The sequence below is a fragment of the Nocardia amamiensis genome (assembly GCF_015477605.1).
GTDB classification, from domain to species: domain Bacteria; phylum Actinomycetota; class Actinomycetes; order Mycobacteriales; family Mycobacteriaceae; genus Nocardia; species Nocardia amamiensis_A.
In genome coordinates this window covers 1-25,612 of sequence record NZ_JADLQX010000031.1, presented here as the reverse complement: position 1 = coordinate 25,612, position 25,612 = coordinate 1, and the positions used below count along the sequence as shown (strand labels likewise).

General features: G+C 68.7%; 24 protein-coding genes. 12 read left to right on the top strand and 12 right to left on the bottom strand.

From position 1 onward, the window contains the following. Positions 1-73: 73 nt before the first annotated feature. The gene (locus IU459_RS29970) at positions 74-787 is read right to left on the bottom strand and encodes a M23 family metallopeptidase (RefSeq protein WP_195132953.1); all 714 of its coding nucleotides are present in this window, start codon (positions 785-787) and stop codon (positions 74-76) included. A gap of 183 nt (positions 788-970) precedes the next feature. Here IU459_RS29970 and IU459_RS29965 point away from each other — a divergent pair, with 183 nt between their 5' ends. Beyond that, complete coding sequence (locus tag IU459_RS29965; RefSeq protein WP_195132952.1) at positions 971-1,288, top strand: ArsR/SmtB family transcription factor; 318 nt, start codon at positions 971-973, stop codon at positions 1,286-1,288. 46 nt (positions 1,289-1,334) lie between these two features. Here IU459_RS29965 and IU459_RS29960 read toward each other — a convergent pair whose 3' ends face one another. Next, on the bottom strand, positions 1,335-2,321 hold the full coding sequence (locus tag IU459_RS29960; protein WP_195132951.1) for a glycosyltransferase family 9 protein: 987 nt from the start codon (positions 2,319-2,321) through the stop codon (positions 1,335-1,337). Between the two features lie 210 nt (positions 2,322-2,531). On the opposite strand from IU459_RS29960, the gene IU459_RS29955 reads away from it, so the two are divergent. Then, entirely contained in the window at positions 2,532-3,116 is a 585-nt protein-coding gene (locus IU459_RS29955; RefSeq protein WP_195132950.1) for an HdeD family acid-resistance protein, read from the top strand. A 164-nt stretch (positions 3,117-3,280) separates the two neighbouring features. After that, positions 3,281-3,586, top strand: a complete 306-nt coding sequence (locus IU459_RS29950) for a hypothetical protein (protein WP_195132949.1) — start codon at positions 3,281-3,283, stop codon at positions 3,584-3,586. Between the two features lie 16 nt (positions 3,587-3,602). Here the strand turns inward: IU459_RS29950 and IU459_RS29945 are convergent, their stop codons facing one another. Beyond that, the gene (locus IU459_RS29945) at positions 3,603-4,832 is read right to left on the bottom strand and encodes an alkane 1-monooxygenase (protein WP_195132948.1); all 1,230 of its coding nucleotides are present in this window, start codon (positions 4,830-4,832) and stop codon (positions 3,603-3,605) included. A 510-nt stretch (positions 4,833-5,342) separates the two neighbouring features. Beyond that, on the bottom strand, positions 5,343-6,662 hold the full coding sequence (locus IU459_RS38815) for a lipase family protein (RefSeq protein ID WP_195132947.1): 1,320 nt from the start codon (positions 6,660-6,662) through the stop codon (positions 5,343-5,345). Positions 6,663-6,831: 169 nt separating this feature from the next. Here IU459_RS38815 and IU459_RS29935 point away from each other — a divergent pair, with 169 nt between their 5' ends. Continuing rightward, entirely contained in the window at positions 6,832-7,374 is a 543-nt protein-coding gene (locus tag IU459_RS29935) for a TetR/AcrR family transcriptional regulator (RefSeq protein WP_324199084.1), read from the top strand. A 106-nt stretch (positions 7,375-7,480) separates the two neighbouring features. Here the strand turns inward: IU459_RS29935 and IU459_RS29930 are convergent, their stop codons facing one another. From IU459_RS29930 to IU459_RS29910, 5 genes are all read right to left on the bottom strand, one after another. Continuing rightward, positions 7,481-8,692: a Dyp-type peroxidase gene (locus tag IU459_RS29930; protein ID WP_195132946.1), complete on the bottom strand. Its 1,212-nt coding sequence runs from the start codon at positions 8,690-8,692 to the stop codon at positions 7,481-7,483. Next, on the bottom strand, positions 8,685-9,269 hold the full coding sequence (locus IU459_RS29925) for a copper chaperone PCu(A)C (RefSeq protein WP_195132945.1): 585 nt from the start codon (positions 9,267-9,269) through the stop codon (positions 8,685-8,687). Before IU459_RS29925 ends, IU459_RS29930 begins: the two co-directional genes overlap by 8 nt. A 450-nt stretch (positions 9,270-9,719) precedes the next feature. Further along, positions 9,720-10,247, bottom strand: coding sequence for a hypothetical protein (locus IU459_RS29920; protein WP_324199083.1), 528 nt, complete (start codon positions 10,245-10,247; stop codon positions 9,720-9,722). A 387-nt stretch (positions 10,248-10,634) separates the two neighbouring features. After that, complete coding sequence (locus IU459_RS29915) at positions 10,635-11,348, bottom strand: endonuclease/exonuclease/phosphatase family protein (RefSeq protein WP_195132944.1); 714 nt, start codon at positions 11,346-11,348, stop codon at positions 10,635-10,637. Positions 11,349-11,416: 68 nt separating this feature from the next. Next, the gene (locus IU459_RS29910) at positions 11,417-12,004 is read right to left on the bottom strand and encodes a TetR/AcrR family transcriptional regulator (protein ID WP_195132943.1); all 588 of its coding nucleotides are present in this window, start codon (positions 12,002-12,004) and stop codon (positions 11,417-11,419) included. Positions 12,005-12,160: 156 nt separating this feature from the next. Between IU459_RS29910 and IU459_RS29905 the strand changes: the two genes are divergently transcribed. From IU459_RS29905 to IU459_RS29880, 6 genes are all read left to right on the top strand, one after another. Then, positions 12,161-13,297, top strand: a complete 1,137-nt coding sequence (locus tag IU459_RS29905) for a lipase family protein (RefSeq protein ID WP_195132942.1) — start codon at positions 12,161-12,163, stop codon at positions 13,295-13,297. A 223-nt stretch (positions 13,298-13,520) separates the two neighbouring features. Further along, entirely contained in the window at positions 13,521-14,225 is a 705-nt protein-coding gene (locus tag IU459_RS29900) for a response regulator transcription factor (protein ID WP_195132941.1), read from the top strand. Between the two features lie 83 nt (positions 14,226-14,308). Further along, complete coding sequence (locus IU459_RS29895) at positions 14,309-15,349, top strand: HAMP domain-containing sensor histidine kinase (RefSeq protein WP_195132989.1); 1,041 nt, start codon at positions 14,309-14,311, stop codon at positions 15,347-15,349. Positions 15,350-15,514: 165 nt separating this feature from the next. Continuing rightward, positions 15,515-17,116 (top strand): DUF4153 domain-containing protein, encoded by a 1,602-nt coding sequence (locus tag IU459_RS29890; protein ID WP_228838718.1) that lies wholly within the window; start codon positions 15,515-15,517, stop codon positions 17,114-17,116. Positions 17,117-17,150: 34 nt separating this feature from the next. After that, positions 17,151-17,429: a hypothetical protein gene (locus tag IU459_RS29885; protein WP_067471962.1), complete on the top strand. Its 279-nt coding sequence runs from the start codon at positions 17,151-17,153 to the stop codon at positions 17,427-17,429. Next, on the top strand, positions 17,422-17,745 hold the full coding sequence (locus IU459_RS29880; RefSeq protein WP_195132940.1) for a CopG family transcriptional regulator: 324 nt from the start codon (positions 17,422-17,424) through the stop codon (positions 17,743-17,745). The genes IU459_RS29885 and IU459_RS29880 overlap by 8 nt, the downstream gene beginning before the upstream one ends. 329 nt (positions 17,746-18,074) lie before the next feature. Here the strand turns inward: IU459_RS29880 and IU459_RS29875 are convergent, their stop codons facing one another. After that, positions 18,075-18,881: a DUF72 domain-containing protein gene (locus IU459_RS29875; protein ID WP_195132939.1), complete on the bottom strand. Its 807-nt coding sequence runs from the start codon at positions 18,879-18,881 to the stop codon at positions 18,075-18,077. A 135-nt stretch (positions 18,882-19,016) separates the two neighbouring features. After that, positions 19,017-19,412, bottom strand: a complete 396-nt coding sequence (locus IU459_RS29870) for a hypothetical protein (RefSeq protein WP_195132938.1) — start codon at positions 19,410-19,412, stop codon at positions 19,017-19,019. A 533-nt stretch (positions 19,413-19,945) separates the two neighbouring features. Here IU459_RS29870 and IU459_RS29865 point away from each other — a divergent pair. Continuing rightward, positions 19,946-21,202, top strand: coding sequence for a cytochrome P450 (locus tag IU459_RS29865; RefSeq protein ID WP_195132937.1), 1,257 nt, complete (start codon positions 19,946-19,948; stop codon positions 21,200-21,202). A gap of 18 nt (positions 21,203-21,220) precedes the next feature. Here IU459_RS29865 and IU459_RS29860 read toward each other — a convergent pair whose 3' ends face one another. After that, the gene (locus IU459_RS29860; protein WP_195132936.1) at positions 21,221-22,423 is read right to left on the bottom strand and encodes a styrene monooxygenase/indole monooxygenase family protein; all 1,203 of its coding nucleotides are present in this window, start codon (positions 22,421-22,423) and stop codon (positions 21,221-21,223) included. Between the two features lie 198 nt (positions 22,424-22,621). On the opposite strand from IU459_RS29860, the gene IU459_RS29855 reads away from it, so the two are divergent. After that, positions 22,622-25,165 (top strand): AAA family ATPase, encoded by a 2,544-nt coding sequence (locus IU459_RS29855; protein WP_195132935.1) that lies wholly within the window; start codon positions 22,622-22,624, stop codon positions 25,163-25,165. The last annotated feature ends 447 nt before the right edge of the window (positions 25,166-25,612 follow it).

The window sequence follows — 25,612 nt, the reverse complement described above, 5'->3', positions numbered from 1 at the left end:
TCGCGGCCCGTCGGGCGACGGCTGGGTCGCCGAATCGGTTCGCGAGCCCCTCATGTCTCGCGAAGGGGGTCCGTCAGCCCGGATGCTGCATGACGTCGATGCCGCGTTCGGCCAGCCAGGGCGCCGGATCGATCTTTTGTCCGCCGGGCAGGTGAACCTCGTAGTGCAGGTGCGGGCCGGTGGATTGGCCGCGGTTGCCGACGGTCGCGATGACGTCCCCGGCGCGAACGGGCTGGCCGACCGCGGCGAGGATCTCGTTGACGTGGCCGTAGACGCCCACGGTTCCGTCGTCCTGTTGCACCCGGACCCAGAGGCCGAAGCCGGAGGCGGGACCGGCCTCGATCACGACGCCGTCGGTGACCGCGAAGATCGGAGCGCCGAGCGGGTCGCCGAAGTCCAAGCCCGCGTGCATCGCGCCCCAGCGCGTGCCGAAGGTGGAGGTGAGCCTCCCGGCGACGGGCCGGACCGTCTTCGGGCGAGTGAATTCCTGCGCGGCCTGGTTCGCATCCCACGGCGCGGGAGCCGCAGCGGCCTGCGGCGCCGGTGCTTCGTGCAGGTTGAACGAGGCCAAGCGAGGTTGGCCCTGGGCCGGAGCGATTTCGCCCGACGCGATCTTTCCTGCGACGAGCCGGGCGGAAGCGCCGGTGTCCTGGTCCTGTTGCGCTGCGGCGAGGACGCAGACCGAGGCGGTGACGATCGCGGAGACGGCGGCCACGCGAGTGGCGGCGCGGTGGCGGCGGAACCGGGTCGCGCCGCGACGGATTGATAACGGGAAGGTCACGGGCATGGAACGAACGTAAGCGAGCGGAAGCGGCCTTCGGCAATCCTGTGGCAACTGTCACGGATGGATAAACGCCCAGCTCGCGTATTACGAAGAGATAACGGGATGCCGTTGTTTGCGGCACGACCTGGGGAAATGGTGCGATGCCAGGAGTTGACCAGCGAAACGCTAAGTGATCACACTATGTGAGTGGCGACTAATGGAGTTCGCGCCCTTACCGCGCTGGCCGACCCGACTCGCCGCGCGATTTTCGAGGCGTTGCCGCAGGCGCGTTCGGTCGGAGAACTGGCGCAGGAGGTCGGTGTGAGCGGCTCTGCGGTATCGCAGCATCTACGCGTGCTGCGCGAGGCCCGGCTGGTCATGGTGCGGCCGGAAGGCAACCGCCGACTGTATTCGCTCGACCCGCGTGGCCTCGCCGATGCGCGCGACTACCTCGAACAGTTCTGGCCGAGCGCGATCGCCGCCTACTCCGCCGCGCTGCACACCGCTGCGACGGAGACCGCCTGACCGGGTCGCGCCGTCTCGGCGGGCATGGCGGCGGCGTCCGGTCCGGTCATCCGACGCGGCGGTAGGCAGTCCCTCGGCGGTCGGCGCCCGTGCCGGGCAAGGTGCGTTTGCTCAGCTGGTTGTCGACGGCATTGATCACCTCGGTGACGCCGATGCGCAGCAAGCCGGGGTCGGGCGTGTCGGCGTCCGGGTCGCCGACTTGACCTGCCCACAGCACGGCGTGCCTGCCCAGCAGGTGCGCCGGAGGACCGCCCCACCGGGGTGGCGTGGGGCCGAAGAGCAGGACCGTACGGGTGCCGAACGCGGTGGCAAGGTGCGCGACGCCGGTGTCGCCGCAGATCACGAGCGCGGCCTCGGCGATGGTGGCGGACAGTTCGATGAGGTTCTGTTCCCCGGCGAGAACACGGCCGACGGGCAGCCCCGCCCGCGCGGCGATGCTCAATGCGAGTTCGCGTTCGTACTCGTCACCGGTGATCACCACGTTCCGGCCGAGCACCAGCAGGTGCCGGACGACTGCGGCGAACCGGTCGGGCGGCCAGCGGCGGGCCGGTGCGCCCGCGCCGACGTGCACCACCACGCAGTCGCGGTGGCTGGTCGTCGCGACCGGTGGGACTAGTCCGAGATTGCGGCGATCCGCCCCGATGCCGTCGTATTCGAGCAGATGACACCAGCGGTCGACGTCGTGCATGTCGGTTTGCCATTCGGGGCCGGACAGCTCGGGAAACGCGGCGTTGCGATAGGTGAGGATGCGTCCGGGCTGTGTTTTGGCCAGCGTGACGATACTTTCGGCGCTCGGGCCGTGCAGGTTGATCGCCAGTTCGGGCGGCGGCGCGTCCCAGCGCAGGCTGCCTGGTTCGGCGGTCGGCACCAGGGCATCGACCGACGTGATGAGGTCGACGATCGGCTTGAGCCGCTGCGGAGCGGCGAGGACGATCCGGTCGTGCGGCTTCGCCCGGCGCAGCGCACGTAAAGCCGGGACCGCGGTGAGTAGATCACCCAGCCCACGTGCCCGCAGCACGAGCAGAACCGCCACCCTCGTCTCCTAGCCCCGAGCCTCACCGAACCCGACCCACCCGCTCCACCCAGGGGCGTACACGAAGAGTCACTCAGGGATGACTACCCGACCGCTCGGGCGATAAAACGTGAACTGCGAGCGTGGCTGCCTCGTTATTCCTTCTCGCCACCGCCGACCCCTAGCGGCAAATGTTCAGTAAACCGACGGGTCGAGCTATAGCATCACGGCATGACGACAAACAGCGTGCTAGAGGGTCCTCTGCAGTCTGTTGCCCGCCGTGCGTGGCAAACCGTCTTGGTCGCCGGCATCCTCGCGGTGATCCTCGGTGTCCTGATCCTGGTCTGGCCGGACATCACGCTGCTGGCCGCCGGCATCATCTTCGGTGTGTACCTGGTGGTCACCGGCTTTCTGCAGCTGCTGGCGGCGTTCGGCGCCCCGGCGAGTGCCGGTGTTCGGGTGCTGTCCTTCATCGTCGGCGTGTTGTCCATCGTGATCGGCGTCTTCTGTTTCCGCGACGAGCTGGCCTCGCTCTTCTTGCTGGGGTTGTGGATCGGTATCGGCTGGCTGTTTCGCGGGATCGCGTTGCTGATGGCCGCGATCTCCGAGCCCGCGTTGCCGGGACGCTGGTGGCAGGTGTTCTTCGGCATCGTGACGGCTATCGCGGGTGTCGTGCTGATCGTCTGGCCGGTGCAATCGGTGGCCACGCTCGCCATTCTGGCGGGGGTGTGGCTGATCGTGCTCGGCGTCATGGAGATCATCGTGTCGTTCGGGATCCGCAGGGACGCCAAGGCCCTGCGCACCGCGGCCGCCTGACACCGATCTCGCGGGGCCGGGAGCTATGGTCACCCGGCCCGCACCGGCATGTCTGCCGACCAGCGCGGTTGGGTCCTGTTGGAACTCGTGACAGAATCGCAGGCGCATTTTCACCAGAAGTCGGCTTCGGGGTTGGCCGGCATCGAAAAGAGCTGGAGGCACGAATGATTCGTACTGCTGGGTTTGTCGGTGTGCTGGCCCTGGCCGGGGCCGCTGCCGTGCTGTCGGCTGGGACGGCGCAGGCCGCGGTCGGCACGGTGACGATCAACGGCGAGCCGCATGTCGACCCGGTTGGCTGCCTGAACACCGACGGCACCTTCTTCTCCACCCTCCAGGTGACCGTCGGCAACGGCACCGATCGGCCGATCACGCTCCACTCCGGCCGCGACTGCACCGGTACGGTGCTCGGTGAGCTGCCCGTGGAGAAGCTGGGTTACCTGCCCAAGGGCGGCAGTATCTCCGTCGGATAGCCGGCCCCGGCCGGCTTCACCAGCGACTGGGGGACGGGTCCGAGCGGAAATCGTCGTCCGGATCCCGAGGCCGGGCCGCATCGGGCGGCTTGTACGCCGCGAGGAGCCGATCGCGCTTACGGGGCGCGATGTTGGCGCGGGTGACGTCGCCGTCATAGTGGGCCAGGACCCGAGGGTCCATGACACGACGCCACAGGGGTGGCACGGCGGCGAGCACGATCATGGTGGCGTACCCGGCGGGAAGTTGCGGCGCATCCTGCGAACTGCGCAGCGTCTGGTAACGCCGCCCGGGATTGGCGTGGTGGTCGCTGTGTCGCTGCAGGTGGAACAAGACGACGTTGGTGAGCAGGCGATCGGAGTTCCAGCTGTCGGCCGGTGAGCACCGTGCCCAGCGGCCGTTCGGCAGTCGCCGCCGCAGCAGCCCGTAGTGCTCGACATAGTTCACCGTCTCCAGCAGCGCGGCACCGATCACCGCCTGGACCAGCAGGTATGGCAGGATGGCCCAGCCGAAGACGGCGAGCAGGACGCCGAACAGCACCAGCGTCATCGCCCACGCCTGCAGGATGTTGTTCTGGCTGCTCCACCAGCGCGATCCCTTGCGCCGCAGGCGCTCTTGTTCCAGCTGCAGTGCCGAGCGGAATCCGCCGACGACGGTGCGGGGGAGGAATGCCCACAGTGACTCGCCGAGCCTCGCGCTGGCCGGGTCCTCCGGTGTGGCGACCCGCGTGTGGTGGCCCCGGTTGTGCTCGACGTAGAAGTGGCCGTAAGCAGACGGCGCGAGTGCGATTTTCGCCAGCCAGCGTTCGAGACGTTCGACCCGGTGGCCGAGTTCATGCGCGGCGTTGATGCCGATTCCCGACATGAAACCCATCGTGACCGCCAGACCCAGCTTGTCGAAGACGGTCAGTTCCGCGCCGGCCCACAGGAAGGCCGCGATCAGCAAAGCGACGAATTGGACGGGCAGGAACAGATACGTGCACCACCGGTAGTACCGGTCGTTGGAGAGCGACTCGTAGTCTTCCTCGCGCGGATTGGTGCCGTCCTCACCGATCATCCAGTCCAGCAACGGGATCACGATCAGAATGATGATCGGCTCGATCCACCAGAACACCGCGGCTCCGGTGTGCAACACCAGTTGGGACGGCAACAGCCCGAAAGCGGGAGCCAGCAGGCTCAGCACCCACAGGGGGCGCTTCGGATCCGGCTTGTCGCGATTTCCGCGAAAAAGACTGCGCGTCGTGGTCATCGGCTCCACTCCGGCGTCTCGGTGCGGCGCGTGGCCGCCGGGCAGATGGCGTGGGCATGCGAGATCCGTGTCGTCTGTCTATTGTCCCGGTCCCGGCTCGTGGCGCCGGCCGGCATGGGAAATGCGCACGAAGTCGATCTGACGGCAGGGTCACCGAAATCACGGTGGCGGTGAGCCAACTCCGACATTCGACCCTCCCTTCACAATTCCGAGCTAGCGAACGAACACTGGAACCGTGCACCGAGTTCGATGCCATGGCACCGAGCCGTCGGCTCTGACAACCGCGGAAACTTTCGGCAGAACAGTGGGTGAATCTCGCTGGCTTCGCGCAGGGCTGTGCGATCGCCTCGGCCAGTGCCACCGGCGCGGACCGGACCTGAGACCGACCCGCGCCGGGCAGCGGCACCACCTCATCCGTGTCCGGCTCGAGCGATGCGCGGGGCCGTACATCCGATTGGGATACTGACGGTATCGGAGCCGGTTGTCCCTACGCAAACCGGGCCTGCGTGCCTACGGCAGAGCCCCGCAGTTGCTCGGTGCGGGCTCGTCCGCGAGTCGAGCGGTCATCCAGTCCTGCGAGGCCGCCAGCGAGGGGAAGAAAGCCAGCACGTGGGTCACCTTCAAGCCCGTGATGACGCTGGGAATATCGGCGTTCGATTCCAGCCGGACGGGCACCCCGGCACCACACCATCGGGCGGCCATATCGCGGACGGGCGGATACGGCGCTCCCTCGTCGTTCGGGCTCGAGGCGACGAGCACGGGCACCGACGGGGCGAGTGAGCCGACCCGCTGATCGTCGAATGCCGCTTTCAGCGCCGGGGACCGATCGATCACGGCGGTGAGAGGCTCTCCGCTAGTGGTCCATTGGGACGTGAACTGATGCAGCTGGGCGAGTCCGAGCGGAACGGCGCATTTGTCCTGGGCTTCGCGCAGGATCGCCTTACCCGTGTCGTTGAGTTCGGCGTCGAGCACCGCGCGCGTTTCCGGGTAGTTGGCGGCGATGCCGTTGAGGATCCAGGCGAAGGCGGGCCCCATGGCGGCCCGGCCGTCGTTGTGTCCGATGAAGTACTCGTCGTCCACCACCGGCCCGCCGATGTAGGCGCCACGCACGTTCAGTTCAGGGGCGTAGCTCGGTTCCAGTTCAGCCGCGCCCGCCGAGGCCATGCCGCCCTGCGAGTAGCCGTAAAGAATGACCGGAGCATTGGCCCCGAGGGTGGTGCCCGGCAGTTGCAGCGCGGCACGCGCCCCGTCCAGCAGCGCGTGAGCTTGCGCTTTCCGGTTCAGGAAGTCGTGCACTGCGGGCGTGCCCAGGCCGTGGTAATCGGTCACCATGACCGACATGCCACGGGCCAGGAGCGTATAGATCGCCAGCACGTCATATTCCACGATGACGTCGAGCGGAGGCTGATACTGGACGAACTGCGCCAGCAACTTCGAGGGCGCGCACTGATCGCCCTGTCCCTTCGTGCCGACCGCGTAGGCGATCAGGGGGCGCTCTCCCGGGCCGGTCCACGGCTGTGATGCCTCCAGATACGTTCCCACGACCGCGGTCGGTGCGTCGTGGGTATCGCTGCTGACGTACATGACCCGGGTCGCCGTCGCCGGGATCGCTCCTGGCCCTCCTGGGACCGACAGCGCCAGACGCGACGGTTCGGTGCGGATGATCGTGCCCGGCGCCGACGATGGCAGCGGCACCGGCGGCAGGTAGAAGTCAGCGGCGGCTTCCGCGGCCGGCTGCGTCCATGCGTGTGGTGCAGAGATCGCGCCGCCTCCGACCACGAGGAGGGTTCCCGTCAGAGCTGCGGCGACTTTGCCTATTCGGCTCCTCACGATTCGATCCTTCCTGCGATTTGGGATACCGCTGGCATCTACAATTGGATACTGAGAGTATCTGAAGGGATATCGGTTGTCTGCGAATCAGGATGAGAATCGGCGGCTTCAGGCATATGGGCAGGTGGAACGGCCGACCCGAGCCCAGAGTCAGGCACAGACGCGCGCGGTGTTGATCTCCACTGCCAAGCGCCTGTTCCTGGACGAGGGCTATCAGGCCACGAGCATCGATAAAGTCGCCGAGGCCGCGGGTTTCACAAAAGGGGCGGTGTATTCGAACTTCCGCACCAAAGACGAGCTGTGTTTGGCCGTGCTCGACGAAATTCACGGCGAACGTGCGGCCGAGGTCGCCGACATTATCGCCGCGCCTACGACCGCGGATCGTCTGCGGCGGCTCGCGGAATGGGCCGAGCAGGTCATCGGCGATCCGAACTGGACACAGCTGGAATTGGAGTTCAGTGTGCAGGCGCGGCGCAACGGCCAGTTGCGCGGCGAACTCGCGACGCGGCTCGGCGCCATCGTCAGCATGATCGGCACGGCCCTGAAGACGACCGACGAGGTCGATACCCACGTGCCGACGGCCGAAGCCGCCGTCGCTGTGCTGGCGCTCGGTGTCGGGCTCGGCGTGTTCCGGACAATCGATCCCGGCATTCCGGTCAACGGAATGATCTCCGCGCTGCGCGCGATCGCCGGACTGTCTCCAGACAGCTGACACCGCCACTGGATATCCGGGATCTCGCGCCTGAAACACCAGGTGTGCTCGCGCCCGACGGTGAGGGCGCGAGCACGGCCCGAGTGCTCCGGGCACCCGACGAGGGTCAGGCCTCGAACAGCGGCTGGCCGAGATAGCCGCCCTGCGACGGCACCCCCGGCGGTATCGCGAACACCGCGGATCCGATCGGCGTGGTCCAGACGTTGAGCGCGTCGAACTCCGCGAGACGGCGCTGGACCGGCAGGAACTGGGTGTCCATGTCGCGTTGGTAGGCGGCGAAGAGCAAGCCCGAGTTGGAGATCCGGCCGGGCGCGGGTGCGTCGTCGTAGTTGTAGCCACGCCTGAGGAACCGTTCCCCGTCGTGCGTGTGATGGGCTCGAGCGATGTGCGACGACGGCGGGATGACCGGAATACCGTTCGCGTCCGCGGCCGTGAAATCAGGTTCGTCGAACTCGTCGGTCCCGGTCAGCGGTGCGCCGTTGGCGATGGTGCGCCCGACGGTGAGTTCCCTTTCCTCCTGGTCGATTTCGTCCCACGTGTCGAGCGTCATCGCGATCCGCCGCAGCACGAACGAGGTGCCGCCGGCCAGCCACGGCAGGGTTGCGCCGTCGTCCCACACCAGGCGTGCGAACTCGGGGGTGCCCGGCGCGAGATTCGCGGTGCCGTCCACTTGGCCCATGAGATTGCGCGGCGTCGTTCCGGGCGCGGCATCGCGGAATCCGCGCTGCACCCAGCGCACGCCCACCAAAGAGGACACGCTCCGGCACAGCACGCGCACCGCGTGCGACACCGTGGTCACCTCGTCGGCGCAGATCTGCAGCAGCAGATCGCCGCCGGTCCAGGCCGGTTCGAGCCGGTCGATGGCGAACGGCGGCAACGGCCGCAGCCAGGACGGCCGGTGCCGCTCGAGGCCCGCCACCTCGAACACGGCGGGCCCGAAGCCCACTGTGACAGTGAGCCGTGCCGGACGCCGGGCGAGGCCGGGTTCGGTGTCGGCGAGGGCGGGGCGGCCCTGGGTGAGCCGGGCGGCGTCGTCGGTCCAGATCTTCAGCATCCCGACGAGGTCGTCGCGCCGCGTGCCCGGCTTCAGATCGAACGCGACGAACGCCGCGTGCGACTGCGGGGCGGTGGCGATACCCGCTTGGTGCGGTCCGTAGAACGGTACCGTCGCGACCTCGCGCGCCATTCCGGATTCTCGCGTCCCGGTCAGCGCTGCCGTGCCGAGCCCGAGCCCGGCGGCGCCTGCCGCGGCGGCGCCGCCACCGAGCAGACGCCGCCGGTTGATCCGTGCGGGTCGCGAACCGTTCCGCTCAGCCACCGTGCGAGGGGGTCTGCGCACCGGCGTGCGGTGCGCCGCTACCGTGATCGGGCACGTAATTCTCCTGGTTGCCGGAGAAGTCGCGCACCTGGGCGGTGAAGGTCGTGGTGGAGCCGTCGTCGAAGGTCAGCGTGACCGACGTCGCCGAGCCGGTGCGCAGCGGTCCGTGCAGATCCATGAACATGATGTGGTCACCGCCGGGTCGCATCCGTTTCTGGCCGTGCGCCGGAATCACGAAGCCGCCCTGTTTGGGTCGCATCGTCTTCGTTCCGTTCGCGTCGGTGACCACTTCGTGCAACTCGATCCGGTCGGAGGCGGGGCTGGTCGCCGACACCACGGTGCGCGGCGTGTCACTGGTGTTGGTGAGGTCGCCGAACGCGGCCGACATCCCGCTGTCGGCCGCCTTGACCCATTGATCGGAAATGGTCACGGTGTCGGTGGCGGACGCGGCGTCGGTCTTGTCGTTCGACGAGCAGGCGACCACGAGGACGGGCACCGCCGCGGCGGCGGCCACGCCGCGCAGCAGGCGAGCGGTGCGCGACAGGACGTGTGCGGGGTCGAAGGTGCTGGTAGGCATGGAAACTCCGGAGATGTGAGATGTGGGGGTAGTTCCGCCGGTGAACGAGGCCGCTCCCGTCTCGTGCCGATTCGGCACAGCCCTGGACCGGCGGCTCTATGGCGCAGCAACGGGTTCACAGGAGCGGTTGATGTGCTGTCCGCACAGGCATCGCGGGGCGCTATGGCGACGGATCGGTTACGTGTATCTGGTTCCACTGGGCCGCAGATGCTTTCGGCAATCCGCCGAACAGGAGCCTGACTCGTCGCCCGATCCTGTGACACCGCGCTGTTCGTGCAATGGCGTAGCGCGCACGCTCCGATCAGCAGGCAGCGATATCCGAAATGAACATCGAACCGCATGTCTGGTTGCGGCGGCGAACGGGCTGGCCCTGGATAGGAACGCAGTGATCCGGCCGCCCAGGAAAAGCATTGGGCAGCAAGGCCTGATGTGCACCGGCAGTGCAGGAAGTCAGCGGGGAAGTGGCGGGCCACGCAGGCCGGAGCCCGAACCGAGCAGCAGGCGCCGCGGACGGGCGAGAGCGCGGTCGATCACGGGTGAGCAGCATCCGGCGGGTGTGGTGGGACCGACTGTCAGAATGCGCACGGTGTGCTGGATGTCGGATGCGGCTCGTACTGCCGCCCGTTCGGCGGCGTGGATGAGCAGCGCGCCGATCGGGATGGCCGCGAGATGCGCACCGAGCATGACCGAGGACGTACTCGCGTCGTGCTGATGCCCGGCGGAGAGAGTCAGCGCTAGATGTGCGACAGTCTGGCCGATCGCCAGCATCGCCGTGATCTCGCCGAGCCCACGGCGGTGCTGCCGCGCTCCGACCAGGACACCCACCGCCGCGCATGCGAGGATCAACACCGCGATCGGTGCAGCGCCGGGGGACATCGCTCCACTGCCGATGGCATGCGCGGCAATGCTCACCGCCCCGGCCGCGGATCCGACGAACGCGCCGCGCAGCCGCGTCGCCACTTTCGCCGGAGTTCGCACCGATCAATACTACTTCCTGTCGTAGCGGATGCCGGCACCGGATCGAGCCCACGACGGCGGCTCTGCGGCGCACCCCGCGGTGAGCTTCGGCCGATCGGAGTCGCCACCGAGGACGCGAATCGCGGTGGACTGCCGGACATCACGGATTCACGCCCGCTGGCGGCAGTCGGGCGCAGGGGTCGACCTATCGCGATCGGCGGGTCGGCACGTGACCGGCTGACTCGCCCAAGTCGCCGACCCTCCCGTGGCGCGCGCCAAACCGCGAAGTGCCAGGCAGTAAGGTGTGCAACGTATTCGCTCATCGAGCCCGTCAATGCGCGTGCAGGGAACGATCATGTCGTGGCCGGCCCACCTACGGGGCACGGCTGGTGATGTGCCGGAAACGACTCAGATCGCGACGGCCGCGCTGACGAGGTTGTGATCGGACACCCCGCCCACGTCGTCGACCGACGCCGGCGTGACGGTCGCGCCGTGCACGACCACGTGATCGATGTACTGGGACTTCGACCCCGACGCGCGCGGCCGAGTCGGGAGCGCGCCGGCGACGCACTCGGCGACTACGAAGCCGTTGCCCAACCCGTCGGCGACCGTGCCACGATCGGTATTGAAGTCGCCGAGCAGCACGGCGGCATGTCCCGGTGCGGCGGTCGCGAGTTCGGTCAGCCGGGTCAGCTGCTGCGCGCGCCGCCGGTCGCCGGTCACGTGCGTGGCGATCACCACGAGTCCGCCCGCGTCGACGACGAGCGCGCCCTTGCCCTGATCCTGCGCGAACGACTCGGCGGCGAGTTCCCTGCTCGGCTCGGCGGTGAGCACCACCAGGTACTCACCACCGTCGAGTAGCGAACTGGGCACGCGGCGCGGCGTCGGCAGACGCTGGTAGCGCATCGCGTGAAAGGTCCTGTCCGGTAAGGCCATCCTGAGGCTGGCCAGCTGGTCTCCGCTGACTTCTTGCAGTGCGATGATCCGCTCGGTGCGTCCGGCGACGCGCGCGGTGATCGCGGCGATCCGCGCGCCCTCGTCCGGCCACCGCATCGCGACGTCCTCGTACCAGTTCTCGGCATGGACGCGATGCAGAACGTTCCAACTGGCCACCGTGATCACCTTGGCGATGGTAGGTGACGGGTGAAACCGGTTGCGGCGTGGGCGGTACTGACCAGCGCGGTTGAGGATCAGTCTGCGCCATCGAGGTCGATGCCCTGCTGCAGTGAAGCCACCGCGCGATCGAGGACGCGCTGCAGAGCCGCGATCGAATGGTCCTCGCCCAGCATCCAGTGATCCAGGCCGACGCCGAATGCGGCGAAACAGGCGGCGGCTGTGAGCTGCGGCCCCAGGTCGTCGGCGGACAGTCCGGCGCGCGCAGCGAAATTTCGCGCCATCGCGCGCTGGCGGCCCAGTGCCCCGATGAAGTTCTCCCTGCGTAACTCCGGATTGCCGACCAGCAGGTGCCTGGCCCGCCGTGCCGTGTCGGCCTGGCGTCGCCGCGACGGCGCGTCCCCCTCGTCGAACAGGAAATCGCGCAGGGCCGCTCGGAGGGCAGTGAGTACCGACTCGCTCGCCGGGCGCCGCTCGACGGCGGCGAGCAGCTGCGCCATCAGATCTTCCTCATGGCTGAAGACCACCGCCATTTTCGACGGAAAGTGGCGGTGGAAGGTGCGCCGGGACACCTGCGCCGCATCCGCGATCTGCTGCACCGTGGTCTGCTCGAACCCTTGTCGCTCGAACAGGCACAGCGCCGCGTCGATCAATTCACTCCGCACTCGCGCTTTCTCGCGATCGCGTGGACCGTTCCCGCTCGTCATGCCGCAGTCTTTCTTCGCATGCCACCGCTCATTGATGTCTCAAAGTGACACTTTACGGGAAAATGCCGCTACAGTGTGTCTCGTTGAGACATCAAGACCGAGAGGCGGGCGCTCATGTCGATGCGACGCGCAGGAATCACCATGGCCGCGGCGGCAGTGCTCGCCCTGGCACCCTCGGCGGGACTTGCCGCAGCCGACCCGGCCGCGCGGAGTGAGGCGCCCGGCACGGTGGCGCAGAGCGTGGCGCTGCCCGAACAGCTGTGGATCGCGGGTACCGGCACGGGGCGGCGTGTGACGTACTGGACCCGCACCTCCGATGATCGGCCCGCGCTGTCCACCGGCGCCGTCTTCATTCCCGCCGGTACCCCGCCCAGCGGGGGCTGGCCGGTGTTGTCCTGGGAGCACGGGACGGTCGGCCTCGGCGACGAATGCGCGCCATCCACCGCCGGACGCAGCAAGCGCGACCTGGACTATCTGGCGCACTGGATCCGGCAGGGTTACGCCGTCGTCGCCACCGACTACATCGGCCTGGGCACTCCGGGGCCGCACGCATACCTCGATGGCCGCGCCGAGGCGCACGCGGCGATCGATATGGTCCGCGCCGCGCGCGCCGTGGATGATTCGCTGTCGTCGAAGTGGGTGGCCATCGGCCAGTCGCAAGGCGGCGGCGCCGCGGTGTTCACCGCATCATTGGCCACGAAGTACGCACCGGAACTGGACTACCGCGGCGCGGTCGCGACCGGTCCCGCCTCCAATGTCGTCGACGCCGCCGCGCTGCTCGGCCCGGGTGCGCCCGCGCCGGAGAACGCACACCTGACGGCCTACGTCGCCTACGTACTCAACGGGCTGCGGGCGGCTCGGCCGGACTTCGACATGGACGGGTACCTCGGTCCGCTCGGCAAGCAATTGACGACCGCCGCGGAGACGCTGTGCTTCCAGCCGCTGGCCGAGCGTGCACAGGGGGTCCCGGTCAACCGCATGTTCTCCCGTCCGCTTTCCGATGGAGACTTCGTCGCCACCGCCCGGCCGGTCATGGATGTCCCGCTCACGGGGTACGACCGGCCGCTGTTCATCGGTCAGGGAACCAACGACACGGACGTTCCCGCACCCCTGACCGCGAAACTCGTCTCCGATCTGGAAGTGCACGGCGTCCGGCCCGAAGTGCACGTGTATCCGGGCAAGGACCACAGCGCGACGATGGCCGCGTCCTTGCCCGACAGCACTCCGTTCGTCGCGCGCCTGTTCGCCTGACGCCGTCGGTCTCGTGCCTGCTCGGCTGTGCGCCATCGCGGGCTCGGGAGCGCCGGAATCCCGAATCGATCCGGCGGGCTTGCGGACCGGGATGGCCAGCGCGACGAGCGCCGCCAAGCGGCCCTGGCCCCGGCCGTGAGCCCGTCCGCCGCTGGACGGGTGCACACGAAATCTCCACAATTGCCGACGGGTTCCTCCACGGGTGGTGGCTAGGGTTCGGTGCATGGAACAGAGCACGGCGACCGCTCCGCAGCCGGCCACGCGGCGGATCCTGGTGGTGGACGACGAAATCACCATCGCCCAGTCGGTCGCGGCGCGACTGCGGGCGGAGGGATTCGCGGTCGATCTCGCGCACGACGGCCCTAGCGCCGTCGCCGCCGTCGCGACCGCCGAACCCGACCTGGTGGTGCTCGACGTCATGCTGCCCGGGTTCGACGGCCTGGAAGTGTGCCGGCGCATTCAGGCGCGGAGCCCGATTCCCGTGCTCATGCTCACCGCACGCGCCGATGAAACAGACCAGCTGGTCGGTCTTGGTGTCGGCGCGGACGACTACCTCACCAAACCGTTCTCGCTCCGGGTGCTCGCCGCGCGAGTGCACGCACTGCTGCGCCGGATGGAGCGTGCCGCCGATCGCGACGGCGCGACGATTCTGGTCGGGGACCTGCGCATCGATGTCGACCAGCGCCGGGTGTGGCGCGCCGACGTCGAGGCGCGGCTGACGCCGCTCGAATTCGATCTGCTTGCCCGCCTGGCCCGTCGCCCGCGCACGGTGCTCGCGCGCGAGCGTCTGCTCGAAGACGTCTGGGACTGGGCCGACGCGGCGGGTACCCGCGCGGTCGACAGTCACATCAAGGCTTTGCGACGCAAGCTCGGCGCCGACCTCATCCGCACCGTGCGCGGTGTCGGGTACGCGCTGGAGGCCCGATGAGCGCCGAGTCCGGTCAGGGTCCGATGGCTGCCCGCGGTGGGCGGTTCCCCGCAGCGAAACGGAGGGAACAGATCGACCACGGGATGCCCGCCGCGCGACGGTGGGTGCGCCGGACGAGCGACCGTGTGGCCGAGTTGTTGCCGCGGCCGCTGGACCCGGTCACATCGATCAAGCTGAAATTGGCGATCCTCATGTTGTGCTCCGGCGGGGTCGCGTTCGGGTTCTTCCGGTTCAAGATCGGCTGGTTGCCGCCGCGCACGACGCTCGCCGCGATGGTGATCGCGCTGGCGACCTCGCAAGTCCTCGCGCATGGCATCACCCGGCCGCTACGCGAGATGACCGCGGCGGCCAAACGGATGGCGCACGGTGACTACACCCACCGGGTACGGGCGAGCTCCCGCGACGAAGTCGGGCAATTGGCCGAGGCGTTCAACCAAATGGCCGCCGACCTCGCCGCGGCCGACCAGCAACGCCGCGACCTCATCGCGAACGTCTCGCACGAATTGCGCACGCCTGTCACCGCTTTGCACGCGGTACTGGAGAACCTGGTCGATGGCGTCTCACAACCAGACCCGGCGACCCTGCGCACCGCTCTTGCCCAGACCGAGCGGCTGACCCTGCTGGTATCCGAACTCCTCGATCTCTCCAGCATCGAAGCGGGCGCCTTCCCGCTCGATCGCGAAGAGCTGCCGATCGCGCCGCTGCTGGCGGACGTCGTCGCCGAGGCCGAAGTCATGACCGCCGCGCTCGGTCGCGGCGTGCGCTTCCACACCGACGTCCTGCCCGGCACCGCCCGCGTGTACGCCGACCGTGCGCGATTGCATCAGGTGCTGCTCAACCTGCTCGACAACGCCGCGCGGCACGGACCCGCCGGCGGTGAAGTCCGCATCGCCGTGCGTGTCTTGCCGGGCGAGGTCGTCATCGACGTCGAGGACGACGGACCGGGCATTCCGCCCGCCGAACGCGCCAGGGTCTTCGACCGGTTCACCAGGGGCGGACGCACCGCGGGCGGCGGCACCGGACTCGGCCTCGCCATCTCGCGCTGGGTGGTCGACCTGCACGGCGGCACCATCGCCGTCGCCGACCCCGGCTCGCGCATCCGAGTGGTCCTGCCCGAGCACTGACCTGCCACGTCACCCGACCCGGACTTCACCTGGACCCGGGACGATTCCGCACGCCTATCGAAGGGAACTGCCATGCCCGAAGGAACCGAATCCGCGTCGTCAGCCGAACCCTCGCCGTCATCGTCAACGGCAGGGAAATCCGGTGCGGCGGGGGGTGCAAAGCCGTTGACGAAGCAGAATGAATCTCCGAAGAAGGTGGAGCGGGTCTCCGATAGCGCGGGAGATGAGCAGCGCGGCACTCCGGCGCTGCTCCGGACGTCGGCGGCTACACAGCTGCGACCGAACCGCGTGCCCAAGTGGCGGCGTGTCGTGTGCCCGCCCGGTGTTGCGCCCGCCGCGTTGATCTCCGGATTGGCCGCCGCGGTCCTGATCCGGTGGGATCGGCCTGGCATCGGTTGGGTGATCGCCGCCGTCACCGCCGCGGCGGCCGTCTTTCTCGTCGACCGCCGTGCGCGCCGGGGCGTGCGGGCTGCGATGTCCGGCACGTCGGAAAACGGAGAATCCCGCCTGGCATCGACGGACGGCCAGACGACAGCGACAAAGGGTGTCCTTCGCCGCAGGCAGCACCTGGGGCGGCTGTGGTGGGCAGGCCTCGCGCTTGCCCTGCTGGCAGTCGGGGCATTCCGCGCCGCGGGCTGGCTGTTCGCGTTGTGCGTGGTGGCGGCGGGTCTCGCCGGTTCGCTGGTCGTCGTCGGACGCCGATCGGCTAACGGCATCCTCTACGACACGCTCGCGGTACCGCTCGAAGCATTGGCGGCGGTGCCCTGGGTCTATGCGGGCACGGCCCGGGCCAGCGGCGCCGACGCGACCAGCAGATGGCGGCTCGCACTGTCGGCGGCGGTGACCGTCACGCTGCTCGCGGTGTTCGTGCCGCTGCTGGGCAGTGCGGACGCGATCTTCGCGAGCCTGATCCGCAGCGTGACGCCGGATCTCGACGCTCCCGCGGTGGTGCGGTGGATCGTGTTGTTTGCACTGGCCGCCCTCGGCGCGCTCGGCGCGCTGTTCGCGCTCGCCGGTCCACCGCTGCCCGCCACCGCGACCGCCCGGCGACGCGGTCTGCGCCGGACCGAGTGGGCACTGCCCGTCGGCGCGCTCGCGATTCTCTTCGCGGCGTTCGTCAGCACTCAGTTCGTCGTGCTCTTCGGCGGCGACGGATACGTTCAGCGCACCGCGGGCCTGACTTACGCCGAGTACGCGCGCACCGGATTCTGGCAACTCTCCGCCGTCACCGTCCTCACCCTCGCGGTACTCATGATCGTGCTGCGTTGGGCGTCGCAGGACACCGCCGCCGACCGCATGTGGTTGCGTGGCCTGCTCACGGCGGTCAGCGGGCTCGCGCTGATCATCGTCGCCTCGGCACTCGGCCGGATGTGGACCTATCAGCGGGCCTACGGCTTCACGGTGCTACGTCTGCTGGTCGAGGTCTGTGAGGTCTGGCTCGGGCTGGTCTATGTCTTGGTCGTGGTCGCCGTCGTGCGGTTGCGGCGAGACTGGCTGCCACGCGCCGTGCTGGGCACGGCCATGGCGACGCTGCTCGCGCTCGCCGTCCTCGACCCGGAACGGTTGATCGCCGAGCAGAACATCGACCGCTGGCAGCAGGGCAAGTCGTTGGACACGGACTATCTGGGCAGTCTCTCGCCGGACATCCTGCCCGCGACCGATCGGCTTCCCGAGCCGCTGCGGACCGAACTGCGCACCCGGCTGCGCGCCGATCTCGACGCGGACACCTGGCGGAGCTGGAACCTGTCCCGGGCGCGAGCACGGTGAGCCCTATTGCAATACACTTGTATTATCGCTGATCGTGGGTTATAACTGGCCCGAGTGGGCACTGTTGTCGCTGGTGGGGATCGACCCTCGCGAAGTGCTGCAGGTGCTCATGGGTGCCCGCCGATGGCCTCGGCAGGCGCGTGGCCGGAACGAGCTCTCGGTGCTGACGGTCTGGGGCCGCACCGAGACGGGCCGGCCACTGATCGTCGCTGTCCGCCGCACCGAAGGCTGGCAGTGGGACATCCTGGGCGCGGTCGAGATGACCGAGTCCCAGGTGGCCGAACTCGAGCGCTGGGAGCACGCTGATGACTGACTACCCGACGAATCCGAAGGACGTCCAGGACTTCCTATCCGGCCTCGAATACACCGACGCGCCGGTGGATCCGGCCGAGCTGCCGCCGCCGCTGCGCGCCGAGGACACGGTCACCGTCACCACCTCGCTGCGCATCCCGCTCGACCTGCATCAGCGGGTGAAGAAGGCCGCCGAGCAGCGCAACGTGACGATGTCCGCGTTGCTTCGCGACTGGATCGAGCTGGAACTGGCCGCCCTGGAAAACGACCAGCCCATCTCGCGCGCCGACGCACTGCGCGCGCTTGCCGCGCTGCATCCACTGCGCCAGTCGGCGTAGTCACCGGCTCGGCGCGGGCCTTGCTCCCGGCCACCCAGCGGTCCTCGTCGCCGCGCGGCCTCGACAGCGCCCGCCCAAGTGCGCCACTGGAAGATGAGTCCGTTTCCTGCGGCAGCCAAAAGCTCGCCCACCGCACGCGCCCACTCCGCTTCCTGCGACGAGCACTCTCTCGGCCCGCATACCGCAATTTGCCGCACCGGCGTCACCTCCCTCTTGTCGACACACCATCGACCATTCTCTCGGCATCCGCCGCGCTTCTTCCGACCCGCGCGCGACGATGGAGAACGAACTGAGGCAGGCGAAATCCGGAATCATTTCCGCGCGACCGTTTACGTCAGCCGTGCCCGCAATGCGATGGCGTCGCGGGGCGCCATCACCTTCGCGTCGTTGTCGAAATACGTGTACACATCGCCGAATCGAGCCCAGGAACGGATCTTCTCCGCCCACATGTCCAGGCCTTCGTCGGTGTAGCCGCTGACGTAGAGCTCGTCGTGCCCGTGCAACCGGATATAGACGAAATCAGCGGTGACCTCTTCGATCAGCGGATACTTGCCTGCCGCGTCGGCGACGACGAGCGCCACACCGTGGCGGGTGAGCAGGTCTGTGAACGCCGGGGTCAGGAAGCTGGCGTGCCGGATCTCCAGTGCGTGCCGCATCGGCCGGTCGGCATCGGTGCTGGTGTGTGCGGGGTCGACGCGGTGATCGTGCCCTCGCGCGATCACCGCGGCCTCCTCGGTGCTGCGGGGCAGCCTGGAGAGGAAGGCGTCGAGCACGTCGGAGTCGAAGGGGAAGGTCGGTGGCAGTTGCCACAGCATCGGACCGAGCTTGGGCCCCAGCGCCAAGGGGCCGGACGCGAGGAAGTTCGCCAGCGGCTCGTCGCCGTCCCGCAGCCTTTTCATGTGGGTGATGAAGCGACTGCCCTTCACCGCGAACACGAAGTCGTCCGGGGTCTGCTCCGCCCAGTTGCGGTAGCTGGACGGGCGTTGCAGCGAATAGAAGGAGCCGTTGATCTCGACGCTGTCGAGTCGCTCCGACAGATAGGCCAGCTCGCGCTTGTGCCGCACGCCCGCGGGATAGAACGTCCCCCGCCAGGGCGGATATACCCATCCTGACGTGCCGATCCGGATCTGGCCCACCCCTCTATGGTGGCAAAGGACGCGCGCAGGCAGCGCGGGTTGTCAGGTCGAGTTCGCATTGTGCGGTGATTCCGGCGAACGGACACCGCGGGATGGGGTCCCCTTCCCGGCGTCTCCGTCGCCGAGCCGGGAAGGTCAGCCCATGACGAACGAGGCGGCGAACCACGCCAGCAGGACCAGCAAGGCACCGACCAGCGCGCCGGGGAAGAGTGCACGCCCGTGCCTGGCCGCCGTGGCGGACAGTGCCGCGCCGACGGCGAATCCGAAAATTCCGCCGCCCACCATGATCCATACGCCCGCGCTCGTGTCGACCCGGCAGTCGGGCTTGGACGCGCAGATGCCGCCCGCCATCAGGAACCACGGCGCGAGTACCACCGACATCGTGGCCAGCGCCGCGGGCAGTAGCCACAGCAGCGCGCTGACGACCAGATCCCCCTTGCGCGGCGGCTCGACCACGCGAACTTCGGGTTCGCGTGTCGGATAGCCGGAGGGGGTGGTGCCGTGGGAGACCTGGTTCAGGTAACCGTGCATCGTGTCTCGCTATCGCTTGTCGGTGGAGTCGACCGGGCCGATGGAAGTTATACACCAGGCCCTGCGCGCCGAAGTGCTTGTGCTCCCTTCGATATGAGCTGTTCCGCCGCGCTTCACCAGCGGCGTCGGACTCGTACCGGACCGGTGCTCGAGCCGAGCTCGGTACAGCGAATCGACAGCATCGTGAACGAATTGCGCTGTGTGCGAGGATCGCTCCGCTCGCGCCGGTGGACTGGCCATAGCACAGGTGACGGTGTGGACCGTCGATACAGCCATCCCACCGCGTCCACGCCTTTGACGCGGTAGCCGCGAATCCCGTTGTGAAACATTCTGAGTGAGCTGCATAAGCGCAGGTCATCCGCCGCTACCGATGCCGATGGCATACCTACCTGACCATCCTGTGTGTCGATCAGAACCGCGGTCGGGAGCTCATGTCGCGCTGGTGCACCGCAGAACCGGACGACAGCGGCGTCGGACGGTCCGTGCCGAGTTCGCCCGACCGCCGAATTCGCTTCAACTGTGGGAGTCGCGCGTTGACCACGCCCCGAGATCTCGTCCCGGCCAGCAACACTACTGGCGCACATCATGGTTCGCCGATCGACACCGACGTCGAACGAATACCGCTGCACTCCAGGGAGTTCGCGGCCGATCCGCATCGGGCATACCGGGACATGCGGGCACGTTACGGTTCGCTGGCGCCCGTGGAGTTGGCGCCCGGCGTGCCCGCGACACTGGTGCTCAGTTATCGCACCGCTGTGCGAATCCTGCACGACCCACAGCATTTCCCGGCCGATCCGCGTACCTGGCAGGCGAGCGTACCCGCCGACTGCCCGGTGCTGCCGGTGCTGGAATGGCGGCCCAACGCGATGCGCAGCGTGGGCGCCGAGCATGCCCGTTACCGCGAGGCCAACACCGCGGCCATCAATGCCGTTGATCTGCACGCCCTGCACGCCACGGTGGAGCGGATCGCCGTGCCGCTGATCAACACCTTCTGCACGACGGGCAGCGCCGATCTGGTCTCCCAGTACGCGTTACCGCTCGCCTTCGAGGTGATCAACGCGATGCTGGGATGCCCACCGGAGATCGGGAAGGAGGTCGCCGCCGCGACCGCCGCGGTGTTCGACGGCGTCGACGCCGAAGCGGGCAATCGCATGCTCAGCGCCGCGCTGCTGCGGCTGCTCGAACTCAAGCGCGCCGAACCGGGCGACGACATCACCACCCGCCTGCTGCAGCACCCGGCCCGCCTCGACGACGCGGAGCTGATCCACCAGCTCGTCGTGCTCTACGGTGCGGGCATCGAGCCGCTACAGAACCTGATCGTCAACAGCCTCGTACTGATCCTGACCGACGACCGTTTCGGCGGCCACGTCCTCGGCGGGAGCCTGTCCACCCGCGACGCCTTGGACGAGGTGCTGTTCACCGACCCGCCGATGGCCAACTTCTCCGTCACCTACCCGCGTCAGCCGATCCTGATCGACGATGTGTGGCTGCCCGCCCATCAACCGGTCGTCGTCAGTTTCGCTGCGTGTAACAACGATCCGGCGATCAGCGCCGAGAATCACAGCGGAAACCGGTCGCATTTGGCGTGGGGCGCCGGGCCGCACGCCTGTCCGGCCCGCACCCCGGCCTACTTGATCGGACAGAACGCGATCGACCAGCTGCTGGACGCGCTGCCGGAACTGCGGCCGGCCGTCCCGGTGCACGAATTGACCTGGCGGCCAGGGCCTTTCCATCGAGCCCTGACCGCGCTTCCGGTCGTCTTCCCCGAGACCCCACCCTGGCATCCGTGACACCGCACCCGCGACGGCTCAGGAGGGGGCGGCCGCCGCGAACTGCGCCATACTGGACGGCCGCGCGAAGGTGGCGGCGAACGCATCGGCCAGCGTCGAATCGTGCTGCGCGGCCAGCATCAGTTCCTGCATCGCCGGAGGTGGGTCGAGCACGGTCGCGGTCCATCGCGCCGCGGGATGCGCGACGGCGGTGAGCCACGGCGCCGCCGCCCACTCCATCCAGTCCCTGTCGTAGCGTCCGTCGGGCGTGTGCAGGATCGCCTCCGCGTAGCGGATGGCGCAGTGCACGGCATTGTTGGCGCCCTGCGCGCCGCCCGGATCCATCCGGCAGACGACGTCGCCGCCGCCGAGCACCGGACTGCCCGAGGGCAGGGTGCCGACCGGCCTGCGCATGGCCGGTGCCACGGCCCCGACCAGCGTCGCTCCGGCGTCGGTGAGCTCGGCGCCGCGATACCGCTCGGCGAGCTCGGCGGGCAGGTGCTCGTCGATGAGCTGCTTGGCCTGCCGCAATCGTTGCGCCGGTGTGCCGTGCTGGTCGAAGACGTCGAGGGCGCCACCCGGCCGCGCCTCGAAAAGCGTGATCTCGCAGCGGCGTTCCTGGCCCGGTCGTCCGGTCAGTCCGGGATAGGAGATCACCTCACCGTGTTCGGGTAGTGCGGTGTAGGTGCCGAGGTGGTGCGGATCGGGCTGGACGCCGTCGAGGTACAGCACCGCGAGCCGCCGCTGGGGCGCGGCGGGCACCGTCCACGCCGGGTCGTCCTCGAAACAGGCGGCGAGTTCGCGTGACGCGCGGGTCACCACGGTGAGGTCGTAGTCGGCGGCGGCGCGGTCGACGTCCGTCACCGATGGATCGGCGACGCGCAGGTCCCCGCCCGCGGCCAGGAATTCGCTCAGCCAGCGTGCGAAGACGGTCCGCTGGTCCACGCTCTGCGCCGGCCGGGGCAAGCGTCCGGCCCAGGTGGCCACGGCCGTGCGGTCGACCGCCATGGTGAACCGGATGCCCTCGATGTTCGGCGCGCTGGTCCGCCAGAAGCCCAGGCCCGCATCCGATTCGAGGTCGAGCGTCCGAGGGAACTTGACCTGCGTGCTGGTCACCGTGCCCGCGAGGATCGCTTCGGCGTCGCGGTCGGTCACGAGCGTGACCGAGCTACCGCCGCGCACGAGACAATGGGCGAGGGTTAGCCCGCATTCGCCCGCTCCGAGTACCTGTACCTGTCCCACCATGGCGTCCTTTCGGTCGTGAGATCGATTGCGGCGATAGCGGAATCGTCGAGGAATAGGTGGGTGCGCCACATCGGTAGAGACCTGGCCGGCCGCCGGGACAGCATCCCGGGCCGATCGGTATGGGCTGATGCCCGCTCTGTCGCCCGCTCGTTCCCCGGAGCGTTCCGGTCCGCAGGCCGACTACGCTGCACTGCTGTGTCGGTAAGGCGTGCATCGGGTCCGGGTCTCCCACCCGCGACAACCAGCGATTTCGTCGGCCGCGAACGCGAGCTGGAGAAGATCGGGATGTCGCTGCTGGGTGCGACCCGCTTGGTCACCCTGATCGGTGCGGGCGGCATCGGCAAGACCAGACTGGCGGCGGAGGCCGTGCACCGGTTCCACAAGGCGCGGCGGGTGCCGGTGCACTGGGTGCGGCTGGCAGTGCTGTCCCGCGACGCGGACGCGGGTGCGGTGGAGGAGCAGGTCGCGCGGTCGCTGATCGACGCCGACTTCTCTGGACGGTCGGCGTGGGAGGCGGTGCTCGACACGCTGCGGCGTCGCGATGCGGTCGGGCGCACCCTGCAGACGATCCTGGTGATGGACAACTGCGAGCACGTCTTGCAGGGCGCGGGCCAGGTGATCGCCGACTTGCTCGACGCGGCGCCCGGGCTCACCGTGCTGGCCACCAGCCGAGAGGCGATCGGCTGGGTCGACGAGCAGCTCGTGCCCGTGCCCGCACTGTCCAAGCAGCAGGCGCTGACCTTGTTCCGCGCACGGGCGGAACTGACCGGGCACGTCATCGCCGACGGCGATGTCGAGCCGGCCGCCGCGATCTGCAGGCACGTGCACAATCACCCGCTGTATATCCGGTTGGCCGCCGCGCGCCTGCTGCGCCAGCCGCTGGCGATGATCCTGCGTGACCTCAGCGGGGAGGCGAGCGATCGGCGCCTGCGCTGGTCGCACGGGCCCCGGGTCGGCGCCGAGGAACGGCACCAGGGCATTCGCGACGTCATCGGCTGGTCCTACGACCTGTGCGGGGACCAGGAGCGGCTGCTGTTGGAGCGGTTGTCGGTGTTCGCCGCCGGTTACGACGATCACGAGGACGCGGACACGCCCGGGCTCGACGTCGGCGCCGAGCTGGAGGCGATCGAAGCCGTCTGCGCCGACGAGGAGCCCGGCGGCTTGGCCCGTACCGAGATCGAAGACCTGCTCGAGCGGCTGGCGGATCAATCCCTGGTTGCGGTCCATCTGACCGCGACCACGGTGCGCTACTCGCTGCTGGAGAGCGTTCGAGTGTTCGCTCAGCAGCGTTTGCGCGAACGCGGCGCCGAATTCGCGCGGTTGGCCAGTAGGCACCGTCGCTACTACCGGGACAAAGTCGTCACCGCGCAGGCCGAATGGTTCGGCCCGGCCGAGCAGGACCTGCTCGAGTGGGCCCGGGCGGCCTGGGACAACCTGTTGTGCGCCATCGAGGGCAGCCTCAGCACGCCGGGGGAGGCCGCGACCGGTTTGGAGATCGCGGTCGGGCTCATCGCTCTGCGCAGCCCGTTCTTCACCGGCTCATTGCGCGAACCGCGCCGATGGGCCGAGCGCACGCTCGCCGCCAGCCGTAGCCTCGACCCGCAGCCGGTCGAGTTGCAGATCGCGGCGCTGGCGCTGATCGGGTGGATCAGCATGTGCCAGGGCGCGCACGGCGACGCCCAGCGCATGCTCGACGAGTGCGTCGCCACCTGCGTGCCGGACCCCGTCGCGCGTTCGGGGTGGCGCGAGCACCCCGAACGCGATCTCGATCTGCCCGCCGCGGTCGAGTTCAGCAGGGGCAGCGAACTGATGCTGGTGCGTCGCGATGTGCGCGCGATCGCGGTATTCGCCCGCGCCCGATCGAAATTCGCCGCGCGCGGCGACCGTGGTGGCGCCGCGATGAGCGAGTTGTTCGAGGCGTTGGCGGCCGCGTTCCTCGGCACGGCGACGCAGGCGCTGGAGATCGCCCGGCGGCACTTGGACAACGCGGATCGGTCCGGTGCGCGGTGGGCCAAGTCCTGGGCCGAATTGGCCTGGGCGATCGCACTGACCAAACACGGCGACCCGAATGATGCACTGGCCGTGGGGCATACGACGCTGACCAAGCAGCTGGCCATGCGCGATCAGTGGGGCGCCGTGTGGGCCGTCCACGTTCGCGCGTGGTCACTGGCACGCCTGATCACCGCCGCGGCCGGCGAGCGCTCGGACGTCGTGACGGACTGGGCGCGGGACATCGCCCGGCTCGCCGGAGGCGCCGCTACGCTGCGGCACAAACTCGGCGTGAACATCGTCAATCTCGGACCGTTCGCGACCGAGACCGACGCCGCCACCGCGATTGCTCGAGAAGTCCTCGGCGCGAAGGATTTCGCCGTGGCGGAGCGAGAAGGAGCGTTGCTGCGGCCCGAGCTCGGCGAGGTCGCGCAGCTGGCGCTGGGCAGCCTGGCACTGGACCGTTTGCCGGTCGACCACCCGGTCCGGCGTGATCGGCCCTCACGCTGGCAGGAACTGTCGACGGCTGAACAAGATGTCGCCGTGCTGGCCGCGGCGGGCTGGACCAACACCGCGATCGCCGCGCGGCGCGGCAGCTCCTTCAAGACCGTGGACGCCCAGATGGCCGCGGTCCTGCAGAAACTGATGATCGGCTCGCGGGAGGACATCCGCGCTCTGGTGCCCGCCGAGCGGCGCGCCCAGATGACCGAGGAAGCCGCGCGAAAGCCGCAGCGCACCCGGCGTCCGTGAGGACGCGAAGCGGTCGGAGGCCGAAAGCTTTCCGGAGTTCATAACCGGCGGTCCCGTGAAAGAGCTTGGACCGAGACGTATCTCGGCGATGAGTCACGGCGTATCGCCGCGGAGACCGGTACCCTGGAGACAAGGTTGCCGCGCGGACGATAAGTTATCGTGTGTTTCCGCAACTCACGGGCCGATTTGCTGCACACTGTGTACCGTATGTTATTGGAGGTTCACTTCACCTGCCGAGGTGGAGCAGGGTCGGGATACGGCCCGGCAAGGAGGACTCCGCTGTCTCCCGTGCGGATACGTCCGTCCCGAGAGACGCGGACGACGTCGAGGGATTGGGTGTGGCCGTATGCGTGTTTCTGCTCCGGTGACGGTCTCGGCTTTGGTGGTTGCTGGTGTGGTGGTGAGTGGTTCGGGGGTGGTGTCGGGGCCGGTGGTGTCGGGGTCGGG